The organism is Salinispora pacifica DSM 45544 (assembly GCF_000378845.1).
In the GTDB taxonomy this organism is placed as follows: domain Bacteria; phylum Actinomycetota; class Actinomycetes; order Mycobacteriales; family Micromonosporaceae; genus Micromonospora; species Micromonospora pacifica.
Genome location: NZ_KB905359.1, coordinates 493934 through 520071, shown reverse-complemented (window position 1 = coordinate 520071; position 26138 = coordinate 493934). Strand labels below are relative to the sequence as shown.

27 protein-coding genes, 1 pseudogene and 1 riboswitch are annotated in these 26138 nt (G+C 69.2%); of the genes and pseudogenes, 9 read left to right on the top strand and 19 right to left on the bottom strand.

Annotation, left to right across the window (positions count from 1 at the left end; genetic code table 11):
- Positions 1-36: 36 nt before the first annotated feature.
- From SALPAC3_RS0102310 to SALPAC3_RS25240, 4 genes and pseudogenes are all read right to left on the bottom strand, one after another.
- Positions 37-1437, bottom strand: coding sequence for an autotransporter outer membrane beta-barrel domain-containing protein (locus tag SALPAC3_RS0102310; protein WP_018219657.1), 1401 nt, complete (start codon positions 1435-1437; stop codon positions 37-39).
- A gap of 959 nt (positions 1438-2396) precedes the next feature.
- Positions 2397-2557, bottom strand: a pseudogene (locus SALPAC3_RS28555) (LLM class flavin-dependent oxidoreductase); the annotation flags it as partial.
- Positions 2558-2615: 58 nt separating this feature from the next.
- On the bottom strand, positions 2616-3230 hold the full coding sequence (locus tag SALPAC3_RS0102305; protein ID WP_269744929.1) for a class I SAM-dependent methyltransferase: 615 nt from the start codon (positions 3228-3230) through the stop codon (positions 2616-2618).
- A gap of 17 nt (positions 3231-3247) precedes the next feature.
- Positions 3248-4504, bottom strand: coding sequence for a chorismate-binding protein (locus SALPAC3_RS25240; protein WP_080635240.1), 1257 nt, complete (start codon positions 4502-4504; stop codon positions 3248-3250).
- 96 nt (positions 4505-4600) lie between these two features.
- Between SALPAC3_RS25240 and SALPAC3_RS0102295 the strand changes: the two genes are divergently transcribed.
- Positions 4601-4801, top strand: a complete 201-nt coding sequence (locus tag SALPAC3_RS0102295; protein WP_018219654.1) for a DUF5999 family protein — start codon at positions 4601-4603, stop codon at positions 4799-4801.
- 123 nt (positions 4802-4924) lie between these two features.
- On the opposite strand, the gene gcvP is transcribed toward SALPAC3_RS0102295, so the two are convergent.
- The 11 genes from gcvP to SALPAC3_RS0102240 all read right to left on the bottom strand — a co-directional run bounded on the left by gcvP (position 4925) and on the right by SALPAC3_RS0102240 (position 14998).
- Positions 4925-7741, bottom strand: a complete 2817-nt coding sequence (gcvP, locus tag SALPAC3_RS0102290) for an aminomethyl-transferring glycine dehydrogenase (protein WP_018219653.1) — start codon at positions 7739-7741, stop codon at positions 4925-4927.
- 71 nt (positions 7742-7812) lie between these two features.
- Positions 7813-7912, bottom strand: a riboswitch (glycine riboswitch).
- 85 nt (positions 7913-7997) lie between these two features.
- Positions 7998-8900 (bottom strand): NAD-dependent protein deacetylase, encoded by a 903-nt coding sequence (locus tag SALPAC3_RS0102285; protein WP_018219652.1) that lies wholly within the window; start codon positions 8898-8900, stop codon positions 7998-8000.
- A 37-nt stretch (positions 8901-8937) separates the two neighbouring features.
- Positions 8938-9504 carry a MerR family transcriptional regulator gene (locus SALPAC3_RS0102280; protein WP_018219651.1) on the bottom strand — a complete coding sequence of 189 codons (567 nt, stop codon included), beginning with the start codon at positions 9502-9504 and terminating at the stop codon, positions 8938-8940.
- 200 nt (positions 9505-9704) lie between these two features.
- A complete protein-coding gene (locus SALPAC3_RS0102275) occupies positions 9705-10169 on the bottom strand; it encodes a bifunctional nuclease family protein (RefSeq protein ID WP_018724884.1) in 465 nt (154 codons plus the stop codon).
- Between the two features lie 160 nt (positions 10170-10329).
- Complete coding sequence (gene ftsR / locus SALPAC3_RS0102270; RefSeq protein ID WP_196231405.1) at positions 10330-11025, bottom strand: transcriptional regulator FtsR; 696 nt, start codon at positions 11023-11025, stop codon at positions 10330-10332.
- 50 nt (positions 11026-11075) lie between these two features.
- Positions 11076-11528 carry an oxoglutarate dehydrogenase inhibitor Odhl gene (odhI, locus tag SALPAC3_RS0102265; protein ID WP_018215541.1) on the bottom strand — a complete coding sequence of 151 codons (453 nt, stop codon included), beginning with the start codon at positions 11526-11528 and terminating at the stop codon, positions 11076-11078.
- A gap of 217 nt (positions 11529-11745) precedes the next feature.
- Positions 11746-12126: a glycine cleavage system protein GcvH gene (gene gcvH, locus SALPAC3_RS0102260; RefSeq protein WP_018219649.1), complete on the bottom strand. Its 381-nt coding sequence runs from the start codon at positions 12124-12126 to the stop codon at positions 11746-11748.
- A gap of 62 nt (positions 12127-12188) precedes the next feature.
- Positions 12189-13142, bottom strand: coding sequence for a DUF881 domain-containing protein (locus tag SALPAC3_RS0102255; RefSeq protein ID WP_018219648.1), 954 nt, complete (start codon positions 13140-13142; stop codon positions 12189-12191).
- A gap of 10 nt (positions 13143-13152) precedes the next feature.
- Positions 13153-13485 carry a small basic family protein gene (locus SALPAC3_RS0102250; RefSeq protein ID WP_018219647.1) on the bottom strand — a complete coding sequence of 111 codons (333 nt, stop codon included), beginning with the start codon at positions 13483-13485 and terminating at the stop codon, positions 13153-13155.
- Positions 13482-14405, bottom strand: a complete 924-nt coding sequence (locus SALPAC3_RS0102245) for a DUF881 domain-containing protein (RefSeq protein WP_018219646.1) — start codon at positions 14403-14405, stop codon at positions 13482-13484. Before SALPAC3_RS0102245 ends, SALPAC3_RS0102250 begins: the two co-directional genes overlap by 4 nt.
- Positions 14402-14998: a cardiolipin synthase ClsA gene (locus SALPAC3_RS0102240; protein ID WP_018219645.1), complete on the bottom strand. Its 597-nt coding sequence runs from the start codon at positions 14996-14998 to the stop codon at positions 14402-14404. The genes SALPAC3_RS0102245 and SALPAC3_RS0102240 overlap by 4 nt, the downstream gene beginning before the upstream one ends.
- 375 nt (positions 14999-15373) lie before the next feature.
- Here SALPAC3_RS0102240 and SALPAC3_RS0102235 point away from each other — a divergent pair, with 375 nt between their 5' ends.
- Positions 15374-16255: a universal stress protein gene (locus SALPAC3_RS0102235; RefSeq protein WP_018219644.1), complete on the top strand. Its 882-nt coding sequence runs from the start codon at positions 15374-15376 to the stop codon at positions 16253-16255.
- 168 nt (positions 16256-16423) lie between these two features.
- Positions 16424-16891, top strand: a complete 468-nt coding sequence (locus SALPAC3_RS0102230; protein ID WP_018219643.1) for a hypothetical protein — start codon at positions 16424-16426, stop codon at positions 16889-16891.
- 49 nt (positions 16892-16940) lie between these two features.
- Here the strand turns inward: SALPAC3_RS0102230 and SALPAC3_RS26560 are convergent, their stop codons facing one another.
- Positions 16941-17135 carry a hypothetical protein gene (locus SALPAC3_RS26560; protein ID WP_080635106.1) on the bottom strand — a complete coding sequence of 65 codons (195 nt, stop codon included), beginning with the start codon at positions 17133-17135 and terminating at the stop codon, positions 16941-16943.
- Positions 17136-17253: 118 nt separating this feature from the next.
- Here SALPAC3_RS26560 and SALPAC3_RS0102225 point away from each other — a divergent pair, with 118 nt between their 5' ends.
- Positions 17254-17904, top strand: a complete 651-nt coding sequence (locus tag SALPAC3_RS0102225; RefSeq protein ID WP_026185156.1) for a hypothetical protein — start codon at positions 17254-17256, stop codon at positions 17902-17904.
- Between the two features lie 4 nt (positions 17905-17908).
- Here SALPAC3_RS0102225 and SALPAC3_RS0102220 read toward each other — a convergent pair whose 3' ends face one another.
- Positions 17909-18067: a hypothetical protein gene (locus tag SALPAC3_RS0102220; RefSeq protein WP_018219641.1), complete on the bottom strand. Its 159-nt coding sequence runs from the start codon at positions 18065-18067 to the stop codon at positions 17909-17911.
- Positions 18068-18159: 92 nt separating this feature from the next.
- Complete coding sequence (locus SALPAC3_RS0102215; RefSeq protein WP_018219640.1) at positions 18160-18357, bottom strand: hypothetical protein; 198 nt, start codon at positions 18355-18357, stop codon at positions 18160-18162.
- Positions 18358-18872: 515 nt separating this feature from the next.
- Here SALPAC3_RS0102215 and SALPAC3_RS29335 point away from each other — a divergent pair.
- Positions 18873-19073 carry a hypothetical protein gene (locus SALPAC3_RS29335; protein ID WP_018219639.1) on the top strand — a complete coding sequence of 67 codons (201 nt, stop codon included), beginning with the start codon at positions 18873-18875 and terminating at the stop codon, positions 19071-19073.
- Positions 19074-19398: 325 nt separating this feature from the next.
- Positions 19399-21087 carry an RCC1 domain-containing protein gene (locus tag SALPAC3_RS0102205; RefSeq protein WP_018219638.1) on the top strand — a complete coding sequence of 563 codons (1689 nt, stop codon included), beginning with the start codon at positions 19399-19401 and terminating at the stop codon, positions 21085-21087.
- 237 nt (positions 21088-21324) lie between these two features.
- On the opposite strand, the gene SALPAC3_RS0102200 is transcribed toward SALPAC3_RS0102205, so the two are convergent.
- Positions 21325-22473 (bottom strand): geranylgeranyl reductase family protein, encoded by a 1149-nt coding sequence (locus SALPAC3_RS0102200; protein WP_018219637.1) that lies wholly within the window; start codon positions 22471-22473, stop codon positions 21325-21327.
- A gap of 213 nt (positions 22474-22686) precedes the next feature.
- Between SALPAC3_RS0102200 and SALPAC3_RS0102195 the strand changes: the two genes are divergently transcribed.
- The 3 genes from SALPAC3_RS0102195 to SALPAC3_RS0102185 all read left to right on the top strand — a co-directional run bounded on the left by SALPAC3_RS0102195 (position 22687) and on the right by SALPAC3_RS0102185 (position 26122).
- A complete protein-coding gene (locus SALPAC3_RS0102195) occupies positions 22687-22923 on the top strand; it encodes a hypothetical protein (RefSeq protein WP_018219636.1) in 237 nt (78 codons plus the stop codon).
- Positions 22924-22959: 36 nt separating this feature from the next.
- Positions 22960-24432 (top strand): MFS transporter, encoded by a 1473-nt coding sequence (locus SALPAC3_RS0102190; RefSeq protein WP_018219635.1) that lies wholly within the window; start codon positions 22960-22962, stop codon positions 24430-24432.
- 67 nt (positions 24433-24499) lie between these two features.
- Positions 24500-26122 carry an alkaline phosphatase D family protein gene (locus SALPAC3_RS0102185; protein ID WP_018219634.1) on the top strand — a complete coding sequence of 541 codons (1623 nt, stop codon included), beginning with the start codon at positions 24500-24502 and terminating at the stop codon, positions 26120-26122.
- Positions 26123-26138 lie beyond the last annotated feature (16 nt).

The following is a 26138-nucleotide window of genomic DNA, read 5'->3' as shown; positions in this document are numbered from 1 at the left end:
GAACGGGATCCCTCGTGGATCTGGCGTACTCGCTCACTATCCAGCGCAGCCGGGAACGTCGCCGGAGCAGTTGTCCGGCCGGTTCTTGACCACAACGGTGCCACTGGCGATGTTCAGCTCGACCGTGCCACCTGCCCCGTTGAAAATACCCCCACCATCAGTGACAGCAACATTCTTGACCACCTTTGTATCGAACAGGCGTACGGCACCGCCGAGCGTGTTGTAGATGCCGCCGCCTTGGCCTTCTGCCTCGTTGCCGGCGACTGTGGCACGTCGCAAGATAGTGATTCCCTGATTGGACACCCCGCCGCCGTCGGAGCCGGCATTGTTGTTTTTGATGAGGCTGTCCTCGATGACAGCAAAGGAAGTACCGTTACTGATCGGTCCAGAGACGAACAAACCTCCGCTACTGCCGGCCGTGTTGTCGGTGAGGCCGACGCGCCGCAGTGTCAGCTGTCCCCCGTCTATGACCGCGATGCCGCCAACGGCGTCACCGGCGGTGTTCCCGGTGACATGGGTGCCAACAACGGTGCCGATACCGTCGTCGATGAGCATGCCACCGGCGCTGAGGGCTGCCCTGTTTCCGGCTATACTTCCCCCCTTGACGCTAGCGCCGGCTGCAGCGACACCGCCGCCCACGTTTGCGGTATTCCGATCTATCTGGGACTTGACGACTCTTAGTGGGCCGCTACTGGAAACGCCGCCCCCTGTTTCACCAGCGACGTTCCGGTTGACGCTGGAGCCTGTGACGAAGACGGTTCCCTGGTTGAAGATGCCCCCGCCACCCTGGCTGGTGATGTTGTCCAGGATCTTGCTGTGGTTAATGACGGCGGAGCCGCCGGCGGCGACGCTGATACCTCCACCGTTTTCGGCGGCTTGTCCGCCGGTGATCTTCAGGCGGTTAAGGGTGAGGTTACCGCCGGTGTCGACGGTGAGAATCCTGAATTGGTCGGCGGCGGCCGCCCGGGTGATGGTGGTGTGTTCGCCACCGTTGAGGGTGATGGGGGTGGTGATCGCGGGCAGGCCGGCGCCGTCGATGTTCGCGGTGAGGGTGTAGGTGCACTTTGTGGCCAGGTTGAGGGTGGCGCCGCCGCGGGCGTTGGCCAGGGTGATCGCAGCGATCAGGGCGTCCGCCTTACACGGAATAGGGACACCCTTCGGCTCTGCCTGCTTCCTCCAGTCCTTATTCTTTTCGCCCCTGTTCCTGTCCTGGTCGTGGTTGCGGTCATTGCGTTGGCTGCGGTCATCGTCGGTGGACGATCGGTCGCCGGCGATGGTGGGGGTACGTACGACAGCGTCAGCGGCCGGGGCGACGGTGACGCCCACGGCACTCAGGGTCAGGCCGGTCATCCCGGCCAGCCCGACAGTCCACCATCGGGAACTGGCGCGCCGTCCACCTGGCGGGGCGGGTTCGTGGTCGTGGAGCAGTTGGTTCATGCGGTCTCGTTATCCTTCCCTCCGTGAACGGCGAGGAACACCCCACCCCCGAGGCAGGCGTGTTCCTCGGCTACCAGGTAGGCGGTAGCAACCGCCCCGAGCTAATCCGACACCAACTCCCATATAGGCATTAATGCGAACAAAACCCTCAAAAGAGATGCCGGAGCTACAGCCAAAACACCACCGCGCCCCGAAGGGAACTTCGATGACTCACGACTACCCGACCTCTCTGATCCGCACCGCGCGCTAGCGATGGCCGGCTACTACGCCCTCGTCAGGTGGCCGTGGCCGGCTGTCCTGCTCGGCACGTCGGCCGCCCACGTGCGAGGCGCCGACCGCTCGGCAGCGGTAGCAACGCTCTCGGGGTGTTCAGCCGAGGGCGAGCCGACCCTCCGCAACCTGTTCTTCCATCGACCGGCCGGACCGACAGCCATGGGGTCCACGCCGGACTTGGGGACAACTACGGGCCCGTCGCCCACTAGTGAAGAATCTGAAACACGGCCGGACCCGATGGAGGAACGGGCCTGGTAGCGCGGTCCGGCCGCGACTCCTAATGTTTCAGCACCGCAGAAAGGCTACGGCAAGCGCCCCGGAAGCCGGCGCTGTCGTATCCCTTGTCCAAGAGCAGGGCGGGGAACCGTCGGCGGTGACCGGTGATACCGCGTCAAGCAGGTCCACGGCCTTGCTGATGTCGGGCACGTTGCCGCCGGTGGTGATCACCGCGAAGGGTATGCCGTTCCCGTCGGCTATCACATGATGCCTGCTGCCGGTTGCCATGGTTGACCGGGGATGGTCCGGTACGGTCGCCCCTTTAGTGTCGATGTTCCCACCGTCGATGGCCGCCCTGGGTAGCCGCGAGGTCGAACCTCTGACCTGAGAAGACATCCGACGTAGGGTCGCCGGCCCCACTGCGACGAGATAGATCGACAGGTCCGGACGGTACCCTCCGCGCAGAGGTGCAGCGGAGCGTCGATCGGCACGCCGTACCAGCCCTCCGACACGTCGGGGTTGGAGACGCCGCGCCCGAGCCGGAACCGTCCGCCGGAGAGGGCGCGTCCAGGGTCGCGGTGGTCAGCGCGGCCGGGGCCGGGATCTGCATCACCACGGATCCCAAAGCGATGGAGGCTGAAGCCCGGCCCCGACCGGTCCGGGTCACCGCTGGCGGAGCGCTGACCGCGTCACCGCACGGCGAAGAGGCACACCGACTCGACCGGCGCGATGTCTGCGCACAGGGTGTCCTGGACCTTCCAGCCGCCCTCCGTCAGCAACGCCGTCGCCGCGTCCACGACCTGCTGGTTCTTCTCCGGGAAGGGGGGCTGGTGAAAGACGAGCATGCGCCCGCCCGGCGCCAGCGTCTCGGCGAGCTGGTCCAGCTCCCGCGCCGGCGCGGTCCAGAACAGGCTCACGTTGAACGAGAAGATCACGTCGTAGGCGCACGACGGTAGCTCCGCCTTCGCCAGCGTCGTGGTCCGAAAGTCGGCGATCCCGGCCGCCACGTGAGCCTGATTGCGTCGGGTGGCGGCTTCGATCATCTTCGCCGAGCGGTCGATGCCCAGCAGGTGCCCGCCGTCGAGCCGCTCGCACACCAGGGTGGCCGCGACCCTGTGGCCGCAGCCCATCTCGAGTACCCGGTCGGCAGGCGCGACCCGCATTACCTCCAACGCCCAGGCAAAGCGTTCCAGGCCCTCTCTGGCATGGTCGTCCGGTAGGCCCGGCCGCAGCCAACCCGGCCCTGACGGTCGCTCAAATGCAGCAGATCCTGGGTGGGGGCGACCTCGAGATAGCCGAGACATACGCCCGTCGAGGACGGTCACACGTTACCACCGATGCCCCGCCGCAGCCCCTCGGTGGCCAACGCGGCGCGGACCGGGGCCGACTTCGCCGCCGCCTCCGCGACCTCGGCCTCCGGGTCGCTGCCCCAGGTGATGCCACCGCCGGCCCACACGTGCAGGTGATCGGCGTCAGCCGCGGCGGTGCGAATAGTCAAACCAAGGTCGACCCGGCCGGACGTGACCCAACCCAGCGCGCCCATGCTGGCCCCCCGACCCACCGGCTCCAAGGCGGCGATGTGCGCCAGGGCGGCGAGCTTCGGGGCCCCGGTGACCGACCCGCCGGGGCAGACGGCGCGCAGCAACTCCGCCAGACCGACCCCCTCGGCGACCGCCGCGGAGACGGTCGACTCCGCCTGCCACAGGTCGCACCACCGTCGTACGGCGAACAGCTCGTCCACCGCGACGGTGCCGGTACGGGCAAGCCGAGCCAGATCATTGCGCTGCAAGTCGACGATCATGACATGTTCTGCGCGCTCCTTCGCGCTGGACAACAGCGCGGCCCGGCCGGCGACGGTGGCCGGGCGGGTGCCCTTGATCGGCCGGGTGATCATCCGCCCGGCCGTGACCTCCACGAGGGTCTCCGGGGAGGCGCAGCCAATCGCCCACCCGGCGCCGGTGAGTACACCCCCGTACCGGGCGCCGGGCAGCGCACCGAGGCGGGCCAGGGCGGGCAGCGGATCGCCGGCGTAGCGGGCGGCGGCGTGTCCGACCAGGTTGGCCTGGTAAACATCCCCGCGGCCGATTGCCGCGCGGACGGCACGCACCGCGTCGGCGTGCTGCTGTGGGGTCCAACTCTCCGCCCAGGCGCCGAGCCGCCAGCCCGACGGCCGGCGGCGGGCCGGGCGGCTACGGGACGTGGCGGCGTGGCCGTAGACGACGACAGCCACGTCGGGTAGGGCGGGGGCCGGGGTGGCCGGGCCAGGGCCGCGGCCGACCCCCAGCGCGCCGGCCGCGGCCGAGACGTAGAGGGCAGCCCCGCAGGCCCGCTCTGGGGTTCGTCCCGCCGGCCGAGCGAGGTCGTCCAGGGCGAGACCCTGAGCGGCGAGGAACTCCTGGACGAGCGCCGCCGGGTCACCGCCGTCGCCGACGCGCCACTCCCAGCGGGCCCGTTCGACGTGGGCGCTCCGGCAGCCCGGCGGCGCCGCTGGCGGAGCCGCCGTCACCCTCGCTGGAAGCGTTTCCACGCTATCTGGTCCATTCCGCCTCAACCGTTCAGTGGATTTTCCACGCGGCACGCGCACACCCGCTCGATGCTCGTCACTTGAACTTGGTACTGTGCGTCACTGGCCATGTGAACCATCACACAGTTCCCCCACCCTCCGGAGAACCCGATGTGCCAGCACCAACCCACCTGCCCCTCCGCCGACGCCACCGACCGGGACGCCGCCAAAGTCATCGCTTGCTTCCCTGAACAGGGCTGGAGCTTGCTCTGCAACGGGGTCATCAGGTTCGAGGACACCGGCGAGATACTCCCCGACGGAAGCAGTATCGCCCCGCACCGCGGCCCAGCTCGGCACGCCCTCGTCGCCTGATGGCAACTCACAGTAGTCATCTGGTTCCGTCGCCCTCAGGCTAGCCGCCCGAACAGGTCACCGGCCTGGGAGTCGACACCAACCGGCCGGGCGGACAACCCCGCCCGGCCCGCCGGCCGCGTGTCACTCCTCAAACGCCTGCGGCGCGGGACAGGAGCACACCAGGTTCCGGTCCCCGTACGCGCCGTCGATCCGCCGCACCGGCGGCCAGTACTTCCCCAGCCGATTCCCCGCCGGGTAGGCCCCAACCGACCGCGGATACGGGTGCGACCACTGGTCAGCCGAGACCATCGCCGCCGTGTGTGGGGCGTTCACCAACGGGTTGTCCTCCGCCGGCCACTCCCCCGACCCCACCTTGTCGATCTCGGCTCGGATCGCGATCAGCGCGTCACAGAATCGATCCAACTCGGTGAGATCCTCGCTCTCCGTCGGCTCCACCATCAACGTCCCGGCCACCGGGAACGACATCGTCGGCGCGTGGAAACCGTAGTCGATCAGACGCTTGGCCACATCATCGACGCTGATCCCCGTCGCCTTCGTCAACGGCCGCAGATCCAGAATGCACTCGTGCGCCACCAAACCCTTGTTGCCCGCGTACAACACCGGGAAAGCGCCCCGTAGCCGCGCCGCCACATAGTTGGCCGCCAGCACCGCCACCCCGGTGGCCCGGGTCAGCCCAGCCGCACCCATCATCCGCAGGTACATCCACGGAATCGGCAGGATCCCCGCCGACCCGTACCGGGCCGCCGACACCGCCGGCCGAGGCGAATCCACCGCGAGCGGGTCACCGGGCAGAAACGGCGTCAGATGCGAGCGCACCGCCACCGGCCCCACCCCCGGCCCGCCACCACCATGCGGGATACAGAACGTCTTGTGCAGATTCAGGTGCGACACGTCCGCACCGAACCGTCCCGGCTTGGCGAACCCGACCAGGGCGTTGAGGTTCGCCCCATCGACATACACCTGCCCGCCCGCGTCGTGCACCTTCGCACACACCTGAGCGATGCCCGTCTCATACACGCCATGCGTTGACGGATACGTCACCATGATCGCGGCGAGCGTCTCCCGATGCGCATCGATCTTGGTGTCAAGGTCAATCAGGTCGATGTTGCCGTCGACGTCGCAGCCGACCACCACCACCCGCATCCCCGCCATCACCGCCGACGCGGCATTCGTACCGTGCGCCGACGACGGAATCAGACACACGTTCCGGTGCTCCGCACCCCGCGACCGGTGATACGCACGAATCGCCAACAGCCCCGCCAACTCCCCCTGCGAACCAGCGTTGGGCTGCACACTGACCGCGTCGTATCCGGTCACCTCCGCCAGCCAGCCCTCCAACTGAGCGATCAGCTCCCGGTAGCCCGCGGTCTGCGACTCGGGCGCCAACGGATGCACCTGCGCGAACTCCGCCCAGCTCACCGGCTCCATCTCAGTGGTCGCGTTCAGCTTCATCGTGCACGACCCCAACGGGATCATGCCCCGGTCCAAGGCATAGTCCAGGTCCGCCAGCCGACGCAGGTACCGCAGCATCGCCGTCTCCGACCGGTGGGCGCCAAACACCGGGTGGGTGAGGAAATCCGACGTACGGGCCAACGCCGGCGGCAACGCCGTATCCACCGCACCGGTGAAGACCGGCACCCCGAACGCCGCCCACACCGCCGCGAGATGCGCCTCCGTCGTGGTCTCGTCGCAGGAAACACCCACCCGGTCGGCGTCCACCAGCCGCAGATTCACCCCCCGCTGCGCGGCAGCCGCCACCACCGCCGCCGCCCGGCCCGGCACCACCGCCGAAACCGTGTCAAAGAACAGAACATCCGCAACATCCACCCCACCCGCGCGCAACCCAGCCGCCAGTCGCGCCGCCATCGCATGGGTTCGCGCCCCGATCGCACGCAACCCGTCCGGGCCGTGGTACACCGCGTACATCCCGGCCATCACCGCAAGCAGAACCTGCGCGGTGCAGATGTTGCTCGTCGCCTTCTCCCGACGGATGTGCTGCTCCCGGGTCTGCAACGCCAACCGGTACGCCGACTCCCCATCCGCGTCCCGCGACACCCCGACCAACCGTCCGGGCAGCATCCGCTGCAAGCCCGCGCGGACCGCCAGATAGCCGGCGTGCGGGCCACCGAATCCCATCGGTACCCCGAACCGTTGGGTGGTTCCCACCGCGATGTCAACACCGATCTCCCCCGGCGGACGCAGCAGCGTCAACGCCAACAGGTCGGCGGCCACGGTCACCAACGCGCCCGCGGCATGCGCGGCACCCACCACCGAAGCATGGTCCCGCACCGCCCCGGACGCCCCCGGATACTGCAGGTGCAGGCCGAAGAACTCCGCCGGCAGCTCCACACGATCAAGGTCAACCACCTGCACGTCGATGCCGAGCGGCTCGGCCCGACCCGCGATCACCGCCACCGTCTGCGGCAACGTGTCCGCATCCACCACATACACCTGGCTCCGGCTGCGGCTCGCTCGCCGCGCCAACGTCATCGCCTCGGCCGCCGCGGTGCCCTCATCGAGCATCGAAGCGTTCGCGGTCGCCAACCCGGTCAGATCCGTGACCATGGTCTGGAAGTTCAGCAACGCCTCCAGCCGACCCTGGCTGATCTCCGGCTGGTACGGCGTGTACGCGGTGTACCAGCCCGGACTCTCCAACACGTTGCGCCGGATCACCGCCGGCGTGTGCGTGCCGTAGTAGCCCAGACCGATCATCGACACCGCGGCAGTGTTGCGCTCAGCCAGCGCCCGCAGCTGCGCCAACGCCTCCGACTCACTGGCCGGCGCCGGCAGGTCCAGGGTGCCCGACCAACGGATCGCCTCCGGAATCGCCGCATCCATCAGCTCGTCGACAGACTCGTAGCCGACGACCTCCAGCATCCGGCGTTCGTCCTGCGGATCCGGACCGATATGACGGGCGGCGAACTGCTCAAGGGACATGGGGCGCTCCCCGGGGATGAGGTCGACAGGTCGGCCTCCCCCTCTGTCGCGCCCACAGACGCTCCACAGTGCCTACCCGTGAGGTCCTTTTGCCTGAGAGGTTCCGGGGAGGATTTGCCCCTTCGGCGCCGCACCGGGTGGTTTCCGGGCGGTCTCTCCCACACGGGTGCGACCGGCACGACCAACGCTACCAGCGACCATCCCCACCCGGGCGTCCCCACCCGGGCCACTACCGACCGCACAACAACCGCCACGGTCAGCCCACCGCGACCGGTCCCCCCGCGCCGTCCGGGACGGCACCCAATTGACCCGCGCCGTCCGGGACGGCACCCAACTGATCGGCCAGCGTCGGCAACACCCGGCCCAGCGGGGCATCCACCGTCACCGCCGCATACGCATCGCCGCGGGTCGCGCCCTGGTTAACAATCGCCACCGGAATCCCCAAACCTGCCGCCCGCACCACAAACCGCCGCCCGGACATAACCGTCAGCGATGACCCAAGCACCAGCAGCAGCCGCGCGGACTCCACCATGGTGAAACACCGGGCCACCCGCTCCGCCGGCACCGACTCCCCGAAAAACACCACATCCGGTTTCAAAACTCCCGTGCCACACTGGGCGCAATCGACCATACGAAACCCCGCCACCGCCGACTCGGCGAGATCTACATCACCATCCGGGTTGACCGTCGACTCCCACGCCGCAAACCCCGGGTTCACCTCCGCCAACCGCTGATGCAGCTCCCACCGCGACACCCCAGCCCCACACTCCAGGCACACCACCTCGGCCAGGCGCCCATGTAACTCCACCACCCCGCTGCTACCCGCCGCCGTGTGCAACCCGTCCACGTTCTGCGTGACAACCCCGTCCACCAAGCCGGCCCGCTGTAGGCGAACCACCGCCCGATGCCCGTCGTTGGGGACCGCCCCGGCAATCGTGCGCCACCCCAGATGACTCCGCGCCCAATACCGCCGTCGCGCCAACGGGTCCCGCGTGAACACCTGATACGTCATCGGAGAATGCCGCCGGGCCGCCCCACTGGCCCCCCGGTAATCGGGGATACCCGATTCGGTGGACAGGCCAGCACCGCTGAGCACCACCACTCCGCCACCCGAGACCAACCCTGCCAGCACGTCAACCTGTTCGCTCACCAGAACCATGCTGCCGCGTCCGCGACCAACCGCCCACCACCGCCGCTCAACTCACCCGCCGCCGCGCCCGCCGCGCCGCCAACTCATCCCCCACCACCTCCACCGCAGTCGGCGCCGCCGACTGCGGTGCCACCGGCTCCGCCGGCAGATGCGACAACGACCCCTGGACCTCCTTGAAGGCCCCACCGATCGCGATCCCAAACACCCCCTGGCCACCCTGCAACAGGTCAACCACCTCCTCCGGCGACCGACACTCGTACACCGTCGTCCCATCGGAAATCAACGTGATACCCGCCAGGTCCGCCACCCCCCGCGACCGCAACGCCTCAATCGCCTTCCGGATGTTCTGCAACGACACCCCAGCATCCAGCAGCCGCTTGACCACCTTCAACACCACCAGGTCCCGGAACGAGTACAACCGCTGCGTACCCGAACCCGACGCGTCCCGCACCCCCGGTACGACCAGATCCGTCCGCGCCCAGTAGTCCAACTGCCGGTAACTGATACCCACCGCGTGGCAGGCCGTCACACCTCGGTAGCCGACCTCGCTGTCACCGTCAATCGCCGCCGCACCTGGCCCCGAACCCAAATCGGAATCCCACGGCTCCTGCATCCGGACAACCTCCCCGCCGTGCGGTGCCACGCCCACGCCGAAACGAGCACCCCTCGATACGGTCACCCTAACGCCGCAGCCGACGGTTACCAGGCAACAACAACACGACACGCCGCGCCCGCAACACGCCCACAGAGGCCGTAACCAAACGTGACGGCAGCGCAACAGCCCATGACCACCGGATCAACCGGTCAGCCGAATCAGCCGGCAAAATCTTCCGGACTCACCTGGTCCAAGAACTCCCGGAACTTCTCCACCTCGTCCTCCTGCTCATCCGGAATCACGATCCCGGCCTCACTGAGAACCTCGTCGGCGCACCGAATGGGCGCCCCCACCCGCAACGCCAACGCGATGGAATCACTCGGCCGCGCCGACACCCGCACCCCGTCACCGAGCAACAGATCAGCGAAGAAGACATTCTCCTTCAACTCGGTGATCTCCACCGCCTGCAACGGCGCTTCCAACGCCGCCAACACATCGCGCAGAAGATCGTGCGTCAACGGCCGCGTCGGCTTGACCCCCTGCTGCTCGTAGGCGATCGCCGTCGCCTCGACCGCGCCGATCCAAATCGGCAGATAACGGTCCCCCTCGACCTCCCGGAGTAAGACGATCGGCTGGTTGCCCGGCAGCTCCACCCGAACTCCGACCACACTCAGCTCGCGCACCGCCGCCTCCGTGTCGTTGTCACCTACGCCGCACCGCACCCCTTCTGCACGGTACACGGACCGCGACCCGGCCGTCCCACGCGCGGCACGCGCCGCAGAAGGGGTTACCCCGGCAAGCCTACGGCACGCGCAACCGAGCAGATCTTTCCGCACACCCGCCTCACCGCCCCAACGTCGAACGCAACCCCACCCGCACCAACGCCGCGTGCAACCGCTGCGACAACGCCACCAACTCCCGCGCCGTCTCCGCCGCCCGCGCCCGTGCCGCCGGATCACTCTGCCGCGCCAACGGCGTCACCAACTGCGCAAACAACCCCACCTCACGGTCCGCCGCCAACCGATACCCCCGCAGATGCCGCGGCTCCAACCCGTACGCCGCCAGACCCGCCACCGCCTGAGCGATGATCAACGCATCTCCGTCATACCAGCCCGGCGGATCCGTCACCACCACACCAAGCCGCTCCAGCTCCACCAGCGTCGCCTTGTCAACACCGCTGCGGGCAATCAACTCGGCCCGATCCAACCGCATCCGCGCCGACTCGGCCTCCGCCGGCTGCCCCGGCACCTCCCCACCCGGGCCCACCGCCACCAACGCAGGCCGAGAACGACCCGGCTGCTCACCCGTGGCGTCCCAATCCGCCAACTGCTCACGAATCACCCGCAGCGGCAAATACTGATCCCGCTGCGCGGTCAGCACAAACCGCAGCCGCGCCACATCATCCCAGCTGTACTTCCGGTACCCCGCCGCCGTCCGCTGCGGTTCCACCAGGCCTTCAGCCTCGAGGAACCGCAACTTCGACAACGTGGCATCCGGAAAATCCACCCGCAACTGGGCCAGCACCTCACCGATGCTCATCAACGGCTGCGGACGGGATGACCCCGCCGCAGCGGACGCCGCCGGCTCACTCACCCCCGGCCGGCCCCCTCCTCGGGCCGCGGACCAGCAAGGAACACCAACCGGAACTTACCGATCTGCACCTCGTCGCCATTGCTCAACGTAGCCGCCTCGACCCGCTCCCGGTTCACATACGTCCCGTTCAGGCTCCCCACATCCCGCACCGTGAACGTCCCACCATCCCGGTGGAACTCCGCATGCCGCCGCGACACCGTCACGTCATCCAGGAAAATGTCACTGTCCGGATGCCGCCCACTGGTCGTCACATCGTGGTCCAGCAAGAACCGGGCGCCCGCGTTCGGCCCCCGCCGCACCACCAGCAGAGCCATCCCTGGCGGCAACGAGCCGGACATCCGGTTCGGCATCACATCGGTAACCGGCCCCTCCAGGGCCTCTTCGAGCGAGCCGAGATTGAGCGTCGAAGTGACGTCGAGTGGGGGGAACTCGTCGTCTGGGCGCGTCATCGGGACCACCTCACGGATCTATTCGGTCAGCGTCGAGTAAGAGCGGGTTTGGCCGCCGGGCATTCTCGCACCCGGCGGCTGGCTCCCCGTGCCAGGAAGGCAACTACACAACGCTCAACTATCGGATTCTCGGTCGACTGGGCGAGCCTAGCCAGCGCCGAAAAGCAGGGCAACCGGACGCGCGGAACCAACCCCCGCGCCGGCAGAAGGGCACCACTCAGCCCTCGGTGAGCTCGCGATACGCACCCGCCGACAGCAGGCCGTCCAGCCCGCCCTGGTCAGCCACGGTGACCTCGAACAGCCAACCCGCAGCATACGGATCACTATTGATCAGCTCGGGAGTATCGCCCAGCGCCTCATTGCACGCCGACACCGTCCCGCCGACCGGGGTGTAGATCTCCGACACGCTCTTCGTCGACTCGATCTCACCTACCGAATCGCCAGCGGACACCGCCGACCCCACCTCGGGAAGTTGGACGAAGACGATGTCACCCAGCGCGTCCTGCGCGAAGTGCGTGATACCAACCCGCAGCACACCGTCGCCACCACCTGCAACCCACTCGTGCTCGGCGGTATACCGTAGATCCTCAGGAATCACCAGATGCGTCCTTCATCCCATCGTGCGCCAGTCCCCACGTGACGGCGCAGCCGCGCCGCCAGTCACGTAATCGGACGGGCGTGTTCCAGCTCGATCGGGGCGTGCAGCGCCGAAACCTCGGCCACCTCACGATCCTCGACGATCACCGTACCGCCGTCACCGTCGACCGTCGCCACCACCCCGCCCGGAATGTTCAACGCCGTACGCATCGTCGCCGGATCCCCGATCACCGTCATCGTGTACGGCCCCGTCAACAACCGCCCATCCACGAACAGGGAACCATTCTCCCCATCCAGGAAATAGGTCGAGGCAACGATCCGTACCGTCACCCGGTCGCCGCCGGAAATCTGCATCGCCTCGGCGCCCGCGCCCCGCAACTCCTGCACCGCGTCCAACACCCGCATCGCCGAAATCGCCGCCGCACCACCGGGCTCGAACCGCACCACCAGCCCCGGCCCCTGCGCCGGCAGCGTCCCGGCCAGAATCCCCAACTCATCCGCCCGCCGCGCCGCCTCCTCCAACGCGGCCTGCCGGCCCTGCTCCCCCGACGCCAGCTGACGCTGGCTGTCCTCCAAAGCCGCGATGTCCTGCCGCAGTCGGTCCTCCCGAGCGTTCAGGTCGTAGAGAATCCGCACCAGATCCTCCTGTCGCGCCGCCGAGATGGTCGGATCCGTTGATGTCGTCCGCAACTGCTCCACCAGCGTGAATCCCAGCAACGCCAGCAAGACAAAGATCATCACGGTAGCCGGACTCGTCCGCCGCCAGCCGCCGATCAGGGCAAGGGCGGACGTGAACGGACGCTCCGCCGAGCGATCCAGCGTCGCCTCGCCCGGCTCGGCTGGCTGGGCTGGCTCACCCGACTCGGCTGGCTCGGCCTCCGGTGCCAGCGGACTCAACTCGTCCGGATCCGGCGCGTCCGGACGAGGATCCGGCTCCCTCGCCGGACCCGCCGGAGGCAGCGGACCCGGCTGGCCCGGCCAACCCGTACCCGTCTCGTTGTGCTCGTCACCACTCATCACGACCAACCTACGCCCGGAACAGATGCCGGCGGATCGCCGCCACATTCCCGAAGATTCGAACCCCCAGCACCACCACCACACCGGTCGAGAGCTGGCTACCCACCCCCAACTGATCCCCCACATACACGATCAGGCCAGCCACCAACACGTTGGAGATGAACGACACCACGAACTGCTTGTCGTCGAAGATCCGGTCCAGCTTCGCCCGCACCCCACCGAACACCGCGTCCAACGCCGCCACCACGGCGATCGGTAGATACGGCTGCAACGCCCCCGGCACTGTCGGATCGAGCCACAACCCAAGCAGCACGCCCGCGAGCAACGCCAACGCCGCAATCATCGACCACCTCCGAAATCGGGAGCCGTCGGCGAACCAGACGCCCCGGGACTGACCGGCCGACCCGACGGCGTCGGACTGGCCGGTGGCTGCGCGTACTGTAGCCGCGGATCCGGCGCGGCAGGCAGGGTCAGGTCATCGGCGTCCCGCATCTCGAACGCCACCCCGGTATCCGCCGCGACCTGCCGCATCATCGCCGCGATCCGGGTCTGCGCGAACCGCTCCCGCAACTCGTCCGGGCCGATCGCCGACACCTCGTACGGTCCGGTCACCGGCCGGAAATCGACCAAGATCGCCTGCCCGGCCGACCGAATCGTAGACGTTGCCGTCAACCGCTGCCCGTTGATCGAGATCGCCTCCGCCCCCGACGCCCACAGCCCGTTCGCGACCCCCTGAAGATCGATGTAGATCACCCGCGGTGGCCCGGAGACCGGATCCGGAACCATCTGCTGATCTGGCGGAGCATCGGCCAACCGCACCACCACACCGTCCCCACTCACCCGGCCCAAACCGGTGCCGGCCTCCAACTCGTGTAGCTGCGCAGCGTCCGTCCCCAGCGCGGCGGCCCGCTGCCGGGCCACCTCCGCCCGCAACTCGTCGGCCCGCTCTGACAGCTGGTCGGTCTCGTCCTCCCGCTGCTCGATCTGTGCCACCAGTCCCTCCCGAGCCTGCTGGCGCCCCGGCGCAGCCGTCACCGTCTGCCGGTACGCCACCGCGAACAGAACACCGAGCACCACGACGACGACGAGGCTCACGGCCCGGACCGACCGGGGCCACCTCACCGTGGCCCCCTGCCGCCGCCGGGCCGCCGCGTCGGCGTACCCCGGATCGAGCGGATTGCGGAACAGCTCGGTGAGGAAATCCGGCGCGTACGTCCGCCCGGTCGACTCCCGGCTCTCCGGTCGAAGCTGCGAGTCGGTCATCGTGTCCTCGCTGCCCGCACCAGCCGCCTGGCCTGCACCACATACATCGCGCCAGCGACCCAGTACAGGGTCAGCCCCCACCAGGCCAGGCTCCAACCAGCCGCGCTGAAGACTGTTGCTGGCACCGCCTTCGCCAGCAACAGGACCGGGAACGCGGTCAACAACAGAAACGTCGCCGTCTTGCCCACATAGTGCACCGGCGGAGGCCCGTATCCGTAGCGACGTAGCGTGCCGAGGGAACCCAACAGCAGCACCTCACGGGCGAGCAACGCCACCGTGAACTGCCACGGCACCACCTCACGGACAGTGAATGCGACCAGCGTGGCCAGGATGTAGAGGCGGTCCACGAACGGATCGAGGAGCTCGCCCAGTCGACTCACCTGCCGGAGCCGCCGGGCGACCCAGCCGTCCACCCAGTCGGTGGTGCCACCGACCGCCAGCACCACTATCGCGGCCACATCGGCCTGGGCCACCAGGAGTAGGTAGAGGAAGACCGGAACACCGAGGAGTCGGACGAAGCTGATCAGGTTCGGCAGCGTGAAGACCTGGCCGGAGGCCTGCGGAGTGCCAACTCGAGCCGGCCGCTGCGACACCGAACCTCCTCCACTGTGCGCCTCGGCGCCCGACCCACGTCTGCCAGCCGTACTGCCGGGTCGGTAGGCCGGCACCCCCGGCACGGTGACTCCAGCGCGGGCCGACCCGTTGGACCCGCCCTGAGATCCGAGATGATCGTGGGCCGGGTCAGTTGCGCTGCCACTATATCCGCCCGGTGACGGCATTGATGTGCTGAGTCAGCACGGATACGTGTGGTGTTCGAGTGTGTGGTGACACACGTTTTTTAGAGCAGCCTAGGATACTAGGGTTTGTGTGGGCACCGCTTCCCAAGCGGCAGCTCCAACTGGGGCGAACCCGCCAGTTGCGCCTCCTGGCCACCCCCATGGCCGCGATACTGGCCGTGGGGGTGAGGGGTGAACTCGTCGGACGGCGCCGCGGTGGTAGTCGGCGTGGACGGGTCCGAGCAGGCGCGACGGGCGGTACGCCTCGCGGCCGGCGAGGCCGCCCGCCGCAACCGAATGCTGCGGATCGTCCACGGCTTCATCTGGCCGCTCCTCCACGTGCCGGTGGGAGCACCGCCCGGCGGACCGCCCGGATCGGGCCTCCGCAACCAGGCGGAGCGGTTCGTCACCGACGCGATCACCGAAGCCGAAGCGACCGCGCCCGGCCTCCGTGTCTCCGGCGAGATCATCGACGGCGAGGCCGCCGCCGTGCTGGTCGGCGAAGCACCAAACGCCATGCTGATCGTGTTGGGTGACCGGGGCATGGGCGGTTTCGCGGCCCTGGTCGTCGGCTCGGTCGCGGTACAGGTCGCCACCCACGCCGACTGCCCGGTCCTGGTCGCCCGCGGCACGGACCGCACCGAGGGGCCGGTGATCGTCGGGGTGGACGGATCCGCGGTGTCCCCTCCCGCCGTCGAATTCGCCGCCGAACAGGCGTCGCTGCGCGGCAGCGACCTCGTCGCGGTACACACCTACCTACACCCGGTCGCCAGGGAACCCGGCGACATGCAGCCTCTCGTCTACGACGAGGAGAAGCTACGCCACGAGGAACGCCAGCTACTCGCCGAATCCGTCGCCGGGCTGGCCGAGCGGTGGCCGGATCTCACCGTCCACCAACAGACCATCCGCGGCCGCCCCGCGCCGATCCTCACCGAGGCATCCCAGCAGGCCCAACTACTGGTGGTCGGCGGGCACGGACGCGGTGCGCTCAGCGGCCTGCTGTTGGGCTCGGTCAGCCAGTCCGCACTGCATCACGCTGACTGCCCGGTCGCGGTTGTCCGCGCGCCCGGCTGACCCGCTCGGCCGCCGGCTCGGTCACTGAGCGTCCCGACGCGGTTGGTCACCACCGGACGGGGTAGACGCCCGGGCAGACACCACCGATGAGCGCGACCGAGGAGGCACCCGGATGCCAGCACCACAACCAGGGAACGACGCGTACGGCCAGCACGGCGGCGACCCGCTATGAGAGCCGGAATCCTGGCCGACGGAGCGATCGCCGGCGCGGCCGGCACCACCGCCCTCAACGTCGTCACCTATCTGGACATGACGCTACGAGCCCGGCCGGCGAGTAGCACCCCAGAGCGCAGCGCCGGCCGGGTCGCCGAGGTGGCCCACCTGAACCTCGGCCCCGAACCCCAGGCAACCAACCGCCGCTCGGGGCTCGGCCCGCTACTCGGATACGGCATCGGGATCGCGGCCGGAGTCGGCTTCGCCCTGTTGACCCGGGGCCGACCAATGCCGCTGGCCCTGGCCGCTGGGCTGCTCGGCGGCGGTGTGATGACCGCCTCCGGCGGCTCGTACGCCGTCTTCGGAGTCAGCGACCCACGAACCTGGAGCCGTGGAGACTGGCTGTCCGACCTCATCCCGCACCTGGCGTACGGCCTGGTCGCCGCGACGACCTGGAACCGACTCCGGATGCCACCCGCCTGAGGCTAGCCACCACACCGCCCGCCCCTGAACGCTGGGCGGGCGGTGTGGATCAGCTGTCGTCCTCAGCAACCGGCTCGCCTGGGGGTCCATAGCCGGAGACCTGGCCCCGGGGCACCGGACGCCCCCGGTCGCCCTGGGACGATCCCCGGTTACGTGGATGACCCGTCGGACCGGGCCCCTTGGCGTCCTGCACGTTCGATCCCCGGGCGCTACGCCGGGCCTCCTGCTGCTGCGGGTTCGTCACCGCTGTCTCCTTCCCGCTGGACGGCGGCGCACGCGGCAGCCGCCTCCACCTCCGAATACCCACCGATGTCACCGGACATGCCGCGGGCTAACCCGGCCTACGCCGGGTACCCCCGCCGATGGGAGACAGTCACGAGACAGCGCGGGTGCTGCTGGAACGACGCGGACAGACCTACACCGAGGAGGCCGGGATCCGGCTGGCCGACCGGCCCGGCCCGCTCTATCAGCTGTTGGTGCTCGCCACCCTGCTGAGCGCGCGGATCCGAGCCGGTGTCGCGGTGGCCGCCGCCCGGGAGCTCTTCGCTGCGGGCTACCGCACCCCGTCGGCGATGGAGGCGGCGACCTGGCAGGACCGGGTTGATGCGCTCGGTCGTGGGCACTACCGGCGCTACGACGAGCGGACCGCCACGCTGCTCGGCACGGGGGCGCGACTCTGCCTGGACCGCTGGCAGGGTGACCTACGCCGGCTACACCACACCGCGCCGGGCCAGCCGGCGCAGCTACGCCGCCTGCTCACCGCGTTTCCGGGCATCGGGCCCGCCGGCGCGGACATCTTCCTTCGCGAGGCCCAGGCGGTCTGGCCGGACCTGCGTCCCTTCGCCGACCGACGCGCACTCAGCGGCGCGGAGAGGTTGGGTCTGCCGCAAACCCCGCGGCGGCTCGCCGGCCTGGTGGCGGAGGCGGAGTTCGGCCGCTTCGCCTCCGCCCTGGTACGGGTCGCGCTCGGCGAAGAGTCCGCTGGCGCGGTGACACGGGCGGCGAGCCGGTGACCGGTCACTTCGTTGCGTCGCCGCGAGGCCGGGTGAGATACCACACCAGCAGCGCCGCGAGCACCGCCAGTGCGATCAGACCGCTGGTGACGCCCTCACCGTCCGGTTGATCCCGGCCAGTCGTTCCAAAATAGATCACTGCCAATCCGGTCAGCACCGCCACGGCGGTACGTACTCCTCGGTCCCTCACACTCGGTGACCCTAGCCAGCGCCAGCCGCGAAGGGCGGCAAACTACTTTTTTCCCCTAAACAGGGTCAGTCGACCTCCAGGTCGTCGAGTGAAATCTTGTGGCTCATCAGCCAGCGCGCCAACGAGGACATTCCGAACAGCCACAGCGGGGCCGACTCAGTCGTCCCGCTGGTGGCAAAGATCGCGAACCGGAGGTCGGGCGCGCGGTAGGCCTCGATCCGCCACCGGTGTTGCCGGTCCCGCCAGATCGCTGAAGGGTCCATGCCCAGACGCTACCGAGTTGGCCCCGCATGGGGGGTCAGCTCGGGGACCCGGAGCCGGCGGCCAGCACGGCTTCGGGTTTGGCTTTGGCTTTGGCTTTGGCTTTGGCGAGAAGAGCACCGCCCTCCGAGGCTTAGGCCTCGGAGGGCGGTGGGTGGCCGGTGTGCAGGTCGCCTCTCGGCGCGTGGCGCGTGGCGGCTCCAGCCGAACGGTATTCCGCGACGGCTTATTGGTGAGGCCCGGGGACACTGGACACACCGACACCCGTCCCAACAGCGTACCCGCCCTGACCCTTCCCACCGGCCAGGTGACCGTTGTCACCAGACTGCTGGTCGGTCAGTGCGCACGCCTACGCCGAGGGCTACGAACTGCTGGCTACTACCGGTAGCGGACAACAGGGTGAACCGCTCCCCCACTGACTTCGGTGGGGGCCGACACCATCGCTAAAGCATCCTAGGATCCTGGATGGTTTGCTGGCCCGTCCAACACTCTGCGGGAGCGCTGTCGCACGTTGGCGGTGCTGGAGGCGATCCTGAACCGGGAGGAGGAGTCCCGGCACTACTCGTTCACGTCGTCCTGGTCGGACGGCGAGAAGATGGCGTCGATGGACAACGGCTCCGAAGCCACCTGGTCGGTCGTATTCTCGCCAGCGGGAACCTTTCTGCGGAAGTTCGATCATGAGTCTTCGATGAGCCTGGCTGTTCTCCGCGCTGCCTGACCCGACAGGCCTGGCGTACCACCGCTTCGCGGAGGACTATTACGGCAAGGCCATAGATTTGACGCTGTCCGCCAGTCTTTCGCGCTGTCCCCGCTGACCACGAGCTTGGTGCGACGCCTGACCGCCGACCGATCGGCAGCGGCTCTCCTAGCCGACTTGTCCCAGATCGGCTATCCCGCGCAACTCATACCCCAACCGCGCCCGTGCCGACCTGCACAGCGCCAATCTCAGCGACGCGTCGAGGCCTGCGGCCGTCCGGAGTCGTTGTACAGGCCGTGGTCGGACACGGGCCGGTGGCGGGGAGACGACAGAGGGGTAGGGGTAGGTGGAGAGCTGGACCAGCGAGGCTGCGGACGTGAGAAGAAGCTGGGTACGGCCCGCGAGTCTGCGGGGGCTGTTCGCGGTGCCGCTGATGGTGGCGCTCGTGTTGGGCATAACCTCGGTCGGTGCGGCGCGCGTGCTCGCGCAGAGCGTGCCATCGGCGGCAGCGGGCCCTCCTGGTACCGGCCTGGCCTGGGGCTTCAACCTCTGGGGCCAGGTGGGCGACGGGACCACCACCAACAAAAGCACCCCCGTCGCGGTGGACCTGCCAACCGGCACCACGATCACCACCATCGCCGCCGGCCAGGGCCACAGTCTGGCGGTGACCTCCGCCGGTACCGTGCTGGCCTGGGGACACAACAACTTCGGCCAGCTAGGCGACGACACCACCACCCGCAGAAGCACCCCCGTTGCGGTGGACCTGCCAGCCGGCACCACGGTCACCACCGTGGCCGCCGGCGACCGCCACAGTCTGGCGCTGACCTCCACCGGCACCGTCCTGGCCTGGGGCGACAACAGTGCCGGCCAGTTGGGAGATGGCACCACCAACAACAGCAGCACCCCCATCGCGGTGGACCTGCCAGCCGGCACCACGATTACCGCCGTGGTCGCCGGCGCCAACCACAGTCTGGCCGTGACCTCCGCCGGTACCGTGCTGGCCTGGGGCTTCAACTTCTGGGGCCAGGTGGGCGACGGCACCACCACCAACAGAAGCACCCCCATCGCGGTCAACATGCCAACCGGCACCACGATCACCACCGTGGTCGCGGGCACCGGCCACAGTCTGGCCGTGACCTCCGCCGGCACCATGCTGGCCTGGGGCTACAACAGTGCCGGCCAGCTGGGCGACGGGACCACCACGGACAGCAGCACCCCCGTTGCGGTGGACCTGCCAGCCGGCACCACGATCACCACCGTGGCCGCCGGTGAACGCCACAGTCTGGCGCTGACCTCCGCCGGCACTGTCCTGGCCTGGGGCTACAACAGTGCCGGCCAGTTGGGCGATGGCACCACCACGGACAGCAGCACCCCCGTTGCGGTGGACCTGCCAACCGGCACCACGATCACCACCGTGGCCGCCGGCGACCGCCACAGTCTCGCCGTGACCTCCGCCGGTACCGTCCTGGCCTGGGGCGACAACGCCTTCGGCCAGCTAGGCGATGGCACCACCGCCAACAAAAGCACCCCCATTGCGGTGGACCTGCCAACCGGCAGCACGATCACCGCCGCCGCCGGCACCCGCCACAGTCTGGCTGTCGTCTCGTCGACATCAACCACGACCCTGCAGGTGACCCCACCCAACCCGACACCGGATCAACCCCTCACCCTCACCGCCACCGTGACCTGCACCGGCAGCACCCCCACCGGAACCGTGACCTTCCACGACGACACGACAACCCTGAACACGACACCCCTGACCGGCAACCCCACCACCACCGCAACCCTCACGGTCACACACCTGGCACCCGGCACACACCACATCCAGGCGCGCTACAACGGCGACAACAACTGCCCAGCCTCCACCTCCAACCCCACCACAGTCACCATCCCCAACCCCACCAGCCCAAAGCCCACCATCCCCGTCACCGGCACCAGCCTGCCCACCATCCTCACCACCGGCTTCCTCCTCACCCTCACCGGCACAGCCCTGACCCTCGCCACCCACCGACGCCGACCAACACACAGGACCTGAGACGACGTCTGCGGGTCTACCACATCAACGGCTGATCTTGGCAATTAACGTGGGCCAATACCCCAGGCCACCAAGCCGGACATGCCCAGCCACACTGCTCATCCGCGCCGCCTTTCACTCCAGCGGTCACGTGGCACTCACCTGGGAGCTCCAACCCTGGACAGGTGACTCTGCCGGTCGGGTGGGCCTTGCTGGAGCCGCGGAGCTGGTGCTCGCAAGCCGCGGAGACCAACAGTGTCAACGCTGGCGGGTGTCTCCCCGCCGGGGCAGCCCCGCCAGCACTCCCAACGCCATCCGCACCGGCACCCGGGAGAGCAGCTCATCGAAGCCAGCCCGCCCCTGGCAGAAGGCGACAAAGGTCCGCCAGCCCGGCGGTGTCGCCAACAGCCCGTGGAACAGCCCCGGCCGGTGCGAGAAGGTTTCCAGCAACTGCTGGCCCGCCCGCATCTCTGGAGCCAACTCCCCCGCGACTGCCGACTCGTACTGGCCAAAATCGTCAGCGGCGACCGCCGCTCCCGCCAGCGCGCCGGAACGCAGGGCGTAGCTGATCCCCTCCCGGCTCCACGGCTCCAGCAGCCCCGCCGCGTCCCCCACCACCAGCACCCGCCCCCGGCGCAGCGGCGAGCCCTCCTGCCGGCATCGGGTCAGGTGCCCGGAATCGTGCGCCGGCTCGACTCCCGCCAGACCCAGCCGGTCCACGAACGACCGCAGGTACGCCCGGGTCTGCTCCCCTGTCCCCCGCGCCGCGATCACCCCCACCGTGAGCAGGTCGTCCTTCGGAAACACCCAGGCGTACGAGCCGGGTAGCGGGCCCCAGTCCAGCAGCACCCGACCCCGCCAGCGGGCCCGTTGGGCCGGTGCCACCGGCAGCTCCAACTCCAACCCCAGGTCGACCTGCCGGTGTCGCACCCCCACGTGCCGCGCGGTCACCCCCGACGACCCGTCGGCGCCAACCACCGCCCGCGCGGTCACCGTCGCCCCGTCGGCCAGCCGCAGGCGGACCCGGTCGGGCTCCGCCTCCACCGCCCGGACCGCGACTCGCTGACGCAGCTTGGCCCCGGCGGTGACCGCGGCGACCCGTAGCCGGTCATCAAACTCGTCCCGGCGCACCATCGTCACCAGCGGACCGGCCGCGCTCCGCCGGGTGAACGCCCGCCGCCCATCCAGGGTGAAGGTCACGCGCTCCGCCCGATCCTGCGCGGGCACCTCGATCCGGTCCGCCAGTGCGGCCAGCGAGGTGCCGATCAGGCCACCACCACAGGTCTTGTAACGCGGATGTACAGCCCGCTCCAGCACGAGGGTCGCCAGACCCGCCCGTGCCGCGACGTGGGCGGCGGACAGGCCTGCCGGGCCCGCACCCACCACCGCAAGATCCCAGATCGTCACCGTTGCCAGCCTAGGGCCCACGTCAACGTTCCTGGTCGAGGCGGGCGGGTTCCCGGCACCGTCGCGACCCGGCGCACGTTCGGCACCGAGCTCTGCCCCAGCCGACGGCCGGGGCAGGGCGACATACCCGATCGGGGGAGCATCTTCGGTGGCCAGCCGGGTAACCACCGCCCAGGCCGACCGCCCGCCCGGCGGTTTCCGAAGGAGGACGACATGCGGCAGGTGCAACTGTCGGAGCTCGAGGAACAGGTGTACGACGCGGTCGCGGTCCTGGAGGCCCGCGGCCAGGTACCGTACCCAGACCTGATCGCCGAGGAGACCGGGTTGACCGAGGAACAGCTGATCGCTCCGCTACACCAACTCACCGAGAAGAACCTGCTGCACCGCGAGGACTCACCGATGGCCGGCCTGGACTTCGGCCCGCGGTTCTGCGCCCAACAGCTGACGTGAGGCCGCGACACCCCGAAGTGGGTGGGTAGCCGCCGGATGGGTGACCGTCCGTCCCCGGGCCAGGGAACCGCACCACCCGGTGGTGATCCGGCCGAGCGACGACGCCGAGGGGCGGCGCTCGGCGTTGGTCTGGTCGCCGTCTTCATGACGGTGCTCGACGTAAGCATCGTCAACGTCGCCATCCCGTCGATGGACCGGGCACTCGATGTTGCCCCGAGTGACGTGCAGTGGGTCCTCGCCGGCTACACGTTGACGTTCGGGTTGATGTTGGTGCCCGGCGGCCGGTTCGGCGACCGGCATGGGCGGCGGACCGTCTTCGTCGTCGGCGTCGCGCTGTTCACCATCACCAGCGTGACGGCCGGGCTGGCTCCTACCGTCTCCTGGCTCATCGCTTCCCGCCTGCTCCAGGGTGCCGCCGCCGGACTGATCAACCCACAGGTCACCGGATTGATCCAGGAACTCTTTCCGAGCTCCCAGCGGGGCCGCCCGTTCGGGCTGCTCGGGGCGGCGGTCAGCATCTCCACCGCGGCCGGGCCGCTGCTCGGCGGCCTCCTCATCCACGTCGGCGGCGCCGAGCACGGGTGGCGGTGGGTCTTTTTCATCAACGTGCCCCTCGGTGTGTCCGCCGCCATCCTCGGCTGGCGTCTTCTCCCGCAACGCGCCCAGAAGATCCCCGACCATCACCGGTTCGATCCGGTCGGGCTGCTACTGCTCGGCGCGGGTGTCCTACTTGTCCTACTGCCCCTGGTCCAACAGCACTGGCAGGGCCCGGCACGGTGGCTGACGCTCCCGGCCGGTCTGCTGACGCTGGCCGCCTTCGTCGGCTGGGAGCGGTGGTACGCCCGCCGGCGCGAGCCCCTGTTCGACCCGCGCCTACTCGGCATTCGCTCGTACCGCTTCGGTGTCCTGATCGGCCTGCTGTACTTCGGCGGGTTCACCTCGATCTTCTTCGTCCTCACGGTGTACCTGCAGAACGGCCTCGGGCACAGCGCACTCGCCGCCGGGCTGGCCAGCACCCCGTTCACGGTTGGCTTCGCCATCACCTCCGTGGTGGGCGGCCGGTTCGTCAGACGATTCGGTCGACCGCTGGTCGCCCTCGGCCTGGCGACCGTCGCCGTCAGCCTCGTCGTCGTGGTCCTCGTCGTCAACCGGGTTCCCCCGGGCGCCACCGTGTCCTGGTGGACTGCCACTCCGTTGCTGGTGGCGGGACTCGGCAGCGGCCTGGTGGTCACCCCGAACCAGGCTCTCACCCTCGCCCAGGTGCCGGTGTCGCGCGCCGGCAGCGGCGCGGGCATGCTGCAGACCGGCCAGCGCATCGGCTCAGCGGCCGGTATCGCCACGGTCGGCAGTGTCATCTTCGCGGCACAGGGGTCCACCGGGGACTGGTCGGTCGCCTTCCACCACGCGATGCTCCTGATCAGCGGAATCAGCATGCTCGCGCTCTGCCTGGCGCTGACGGACATCGTCCGCGACCGCCGCCGAGCGGAAGCCTCGACGACGCCCGACTAATAAAGACGGCGAACACGCCGATACGGGGGCAGCGGCCGGACCCTGCCTGCCGGTAGAAACAGTGCCCATGACGAACTCCCTCGACCGTCGGACCCTCCTGCGTATCGCCGGCGCCTCGGCCGGCACCGCGGTTCTCGCCAGCGCCGCCCTCGCCGGCCCGGCCAGGGCCACCGGTAGCGCCTTCCAACACGGTGTCGCCTCCGGTGACCCGTTGCCCGACGGAATCCTGCTCTGGACCCGCCTCACCCCCACCGAGGACTCTCAGCCGGGCTCGGGCGTGGGCCCGGAGGTGACAGTGACCTGGCAGGTGGCCGCCGACCCGGATTTCGCCACCCTGGCGGCGCAGGGCACCGTCGCTACCGGCCCGGCTCGGGACCACACCGTCAAGATTCCCGTCAGCGGGCTCGCGCCGGCCACCACGTACTGGTTCCGCTTCGGTCACGCCGGCACCTGGTCGCCCACCGGTCGGACGATGACCGCGCCGGAGGCGGACGCCGACATCGATCGGATCCGGCTCGGCGTGGTGTCGTGTGCGAACTGGGAGGCGGGCTACTTCGCCGCCTACCGGCACCTCGCCGAGCGGGGTGACCTGAACCTGGTGGTGCACCTCGGCGACTACCTGTACGAGTACGGCACCGGGGAGTTCGCCGCCGGGGGAACCGTGGTGCGGGAGGTCCAACCGACGCACGAAACGCTGACGCTGCAGGACTACCGCGTCCGACACGCCCTGTACAAGACCGACCCCGACCTCCAGGCCCTGCACGCGTCGGTGCCGTGGGCGATCACCTGGGACGACCACGAGGTCGCCAACGACCAGTGGTCGGGCGGCGCGGAGAACCACACCCCCGGCGCCGAGGGTAGCTTCGCCGATCGGGTGGCGGCAGCGCGCCGGGCGTACGCGGAGTGGATGCCGGTGCGCACCGGGGCGGACGGCGCGATCTATCGGCGGCTACGTTTCGGCCGACTCGCCGATCTGTCCATGCTGGACCTGCGGACGTACCGGTCCGAGCCGGCATCGGGTCTGGACATTGACGACCCGGAGCGAACGATCACCGGCGCGGCGCAGATGGCCTGGCTGAAGGCGGGTTTGGCCACCTCGGACGCTCAGTGGAAGCTGGTCGGCAACCCAATCATGATCTCCCGGCTGGACGTCGGCGCCCTCCCCGCCTGGCTACTCGGGCCGCTGGGCACGTTGCTGGGAATACCGGAGAACGGCGCGGTACTCAACACCGACCAGTGGGACGGCTACAACGCCGACCGCAACGAGCTGATTGACCACCTGCTGGCGAACGACACCCGGGATGTGGTCTTCCTGACCGGTGACATCCACACCTCGTGGGCGAACGAGCTGACCACGAAGTCGACCGGGCGGGACAACCCGGCCGCTGCGGAGTTCGTGGTGCCGTCGATGACCAGCGACAACATCAACGACTTCCTGGGAATGCGGGAGGGCAACACGCTCAGTGATCTGGCGTCGGGCGTGATCCGCTCGACCAACCCGCACGTGCGCTGGACCGAGCTGGACGGGCACGGCTACGGGGTGTTGGAGGTGACGCCGCAGCAGTGCCGGATGGACTGGTTCCACCTGGTCGACCGGACCCAGCGCAGCACCGGTAGCCGCTTTGTGGCGGGCTGGTCGGTGTCCGCCGGCTCGTCCCGGCTGCGTTCGGAGAGTTCGCCGCTGAGCTGACCCGCCGAGCCGGCCG

Bases quoted from the DNA above. Each gene is read 5' to 3' on its own strand.
- SALPAC3_RS0102310 (WP_018219657.1), bottom strand. From the start codon at position 1,437: ATGAACCAACTGCTCCACGACCACGAACCCGCCCCGCCAGGTGGACGG.
- SALPAC3_RS0102305 (WP_269744929.1), bottom strand. From the start codon at position 3,230: ATGTCTCGGCTATCTCGAGGTCGCCCCCACCCAGGATCTGCTGCATTT.
- SALPAC3_RS0102295 (WP_018219654.1), top strand. From the start codon at position 4,601: ATGTGCCAGCACCAACCCACCTGCCCCTCCGCCGACGCCACCGACCGG.
- gcvP (WP_018219653.1), bottom strand. From the start codon at position 7,741: ATGTCCCTTGAGCAGTTCGCCGCCCGTCATATCGGTCCGGATCCGCAG.
- SALPAC3_RS0102285 (WP_018219652.1), bottom strand. From the start codon at position 8,900: ATGGTTCTGGTGAGCGAACAGGTTGACGTGCTGGCAGGGTTGGTCTCG.
- SALPAC3_RS0102280 (WP_018219651.1), bottom strand. From the start codon at position 9,504: ATGCAGGAGCCGTGGGATTCCGATTTGGGTTCGGGGCCAGGTGCGGCG.
- ftsR (WP_196231405.1), bottom strand. From the start codon at position 11,025: ATGAGCATCGGTGAGGTGCTGGCCCAGTTGCGGGTGGATTTTCCGGAT.
- odhI (WP_018215541.1), bottom strand. From the start codon at position 11,528: ATGACGCGCCCAGACGACGAGTTCCCCCCACTCGACGTCACTTCGACG.
- SALPAC3_RS0102255 (WP_018219648.1), bottom strand. From the start codon at position 13,142: ATGAGTGGTGACGAGCACAACGAGACGGGTACGGGTTGGCCGGGCCAG.
- SALPAC3_RS0102250 (WP_018219647.1), bottom strand. From the start codon at position 13,485: ATGATTGCGGCGTTGGCGTTGCTCGCGGGCGTGCTGCTTGGGTTGTGG.
- SALPAC3_RS0102245 (WP_018219646.1), bottom strand. From the start codon at position 14,405: ATGACCGACTCGCAGCTTCGACCGGAGAGCCGGGAGTCGACCGGGCGG.
- SALPAC3_RS0102230 (WP_018219643.1), top strand. From the start codon at position 16,424: ATGAGAGCCGGAATCCTGGCCGACGGAGCGATCGCCGGCGCGGCCGGC.
- SALPAC3_RS0102225 (WP_026185156.1), top strand. From the start codon at position 17,254: ATGGGAGACAGTCACGAGACAGCGCGGGTGCTGCTGGAACGACGCGGA.
- SALPAC3_RS0102215 (WP_018219640.1), bottom strand. From the start codon at position 18,357: ATGGACCCTTCAGCGATCTGGCGGGACCGGCAACACCGGTGGCGGATC.
- SALPAC3_RS0102195 (WP_018219636.1), top strand. From the start codon at position 22,687: ATGCGGCAGGTGCAACTGTCGGAGCTCGAGGAACAGGTGTACGACGCG.
- SALPAC3_RS0102190 (WP_018219635.1), top strand. From the start codon at position 22,960: ATGGGTGACCGTCCGTCCCCGGGCCAGGGAACCGCACCACCCGGTGGT.
- SALPAC3_RS0102185 (WP_018219634.1), top strand. From the start codon at position 24,500: ATGACGAACTCCCTCGACCGTCGGACCCTCCTGCGTATCGCCGGCGCC.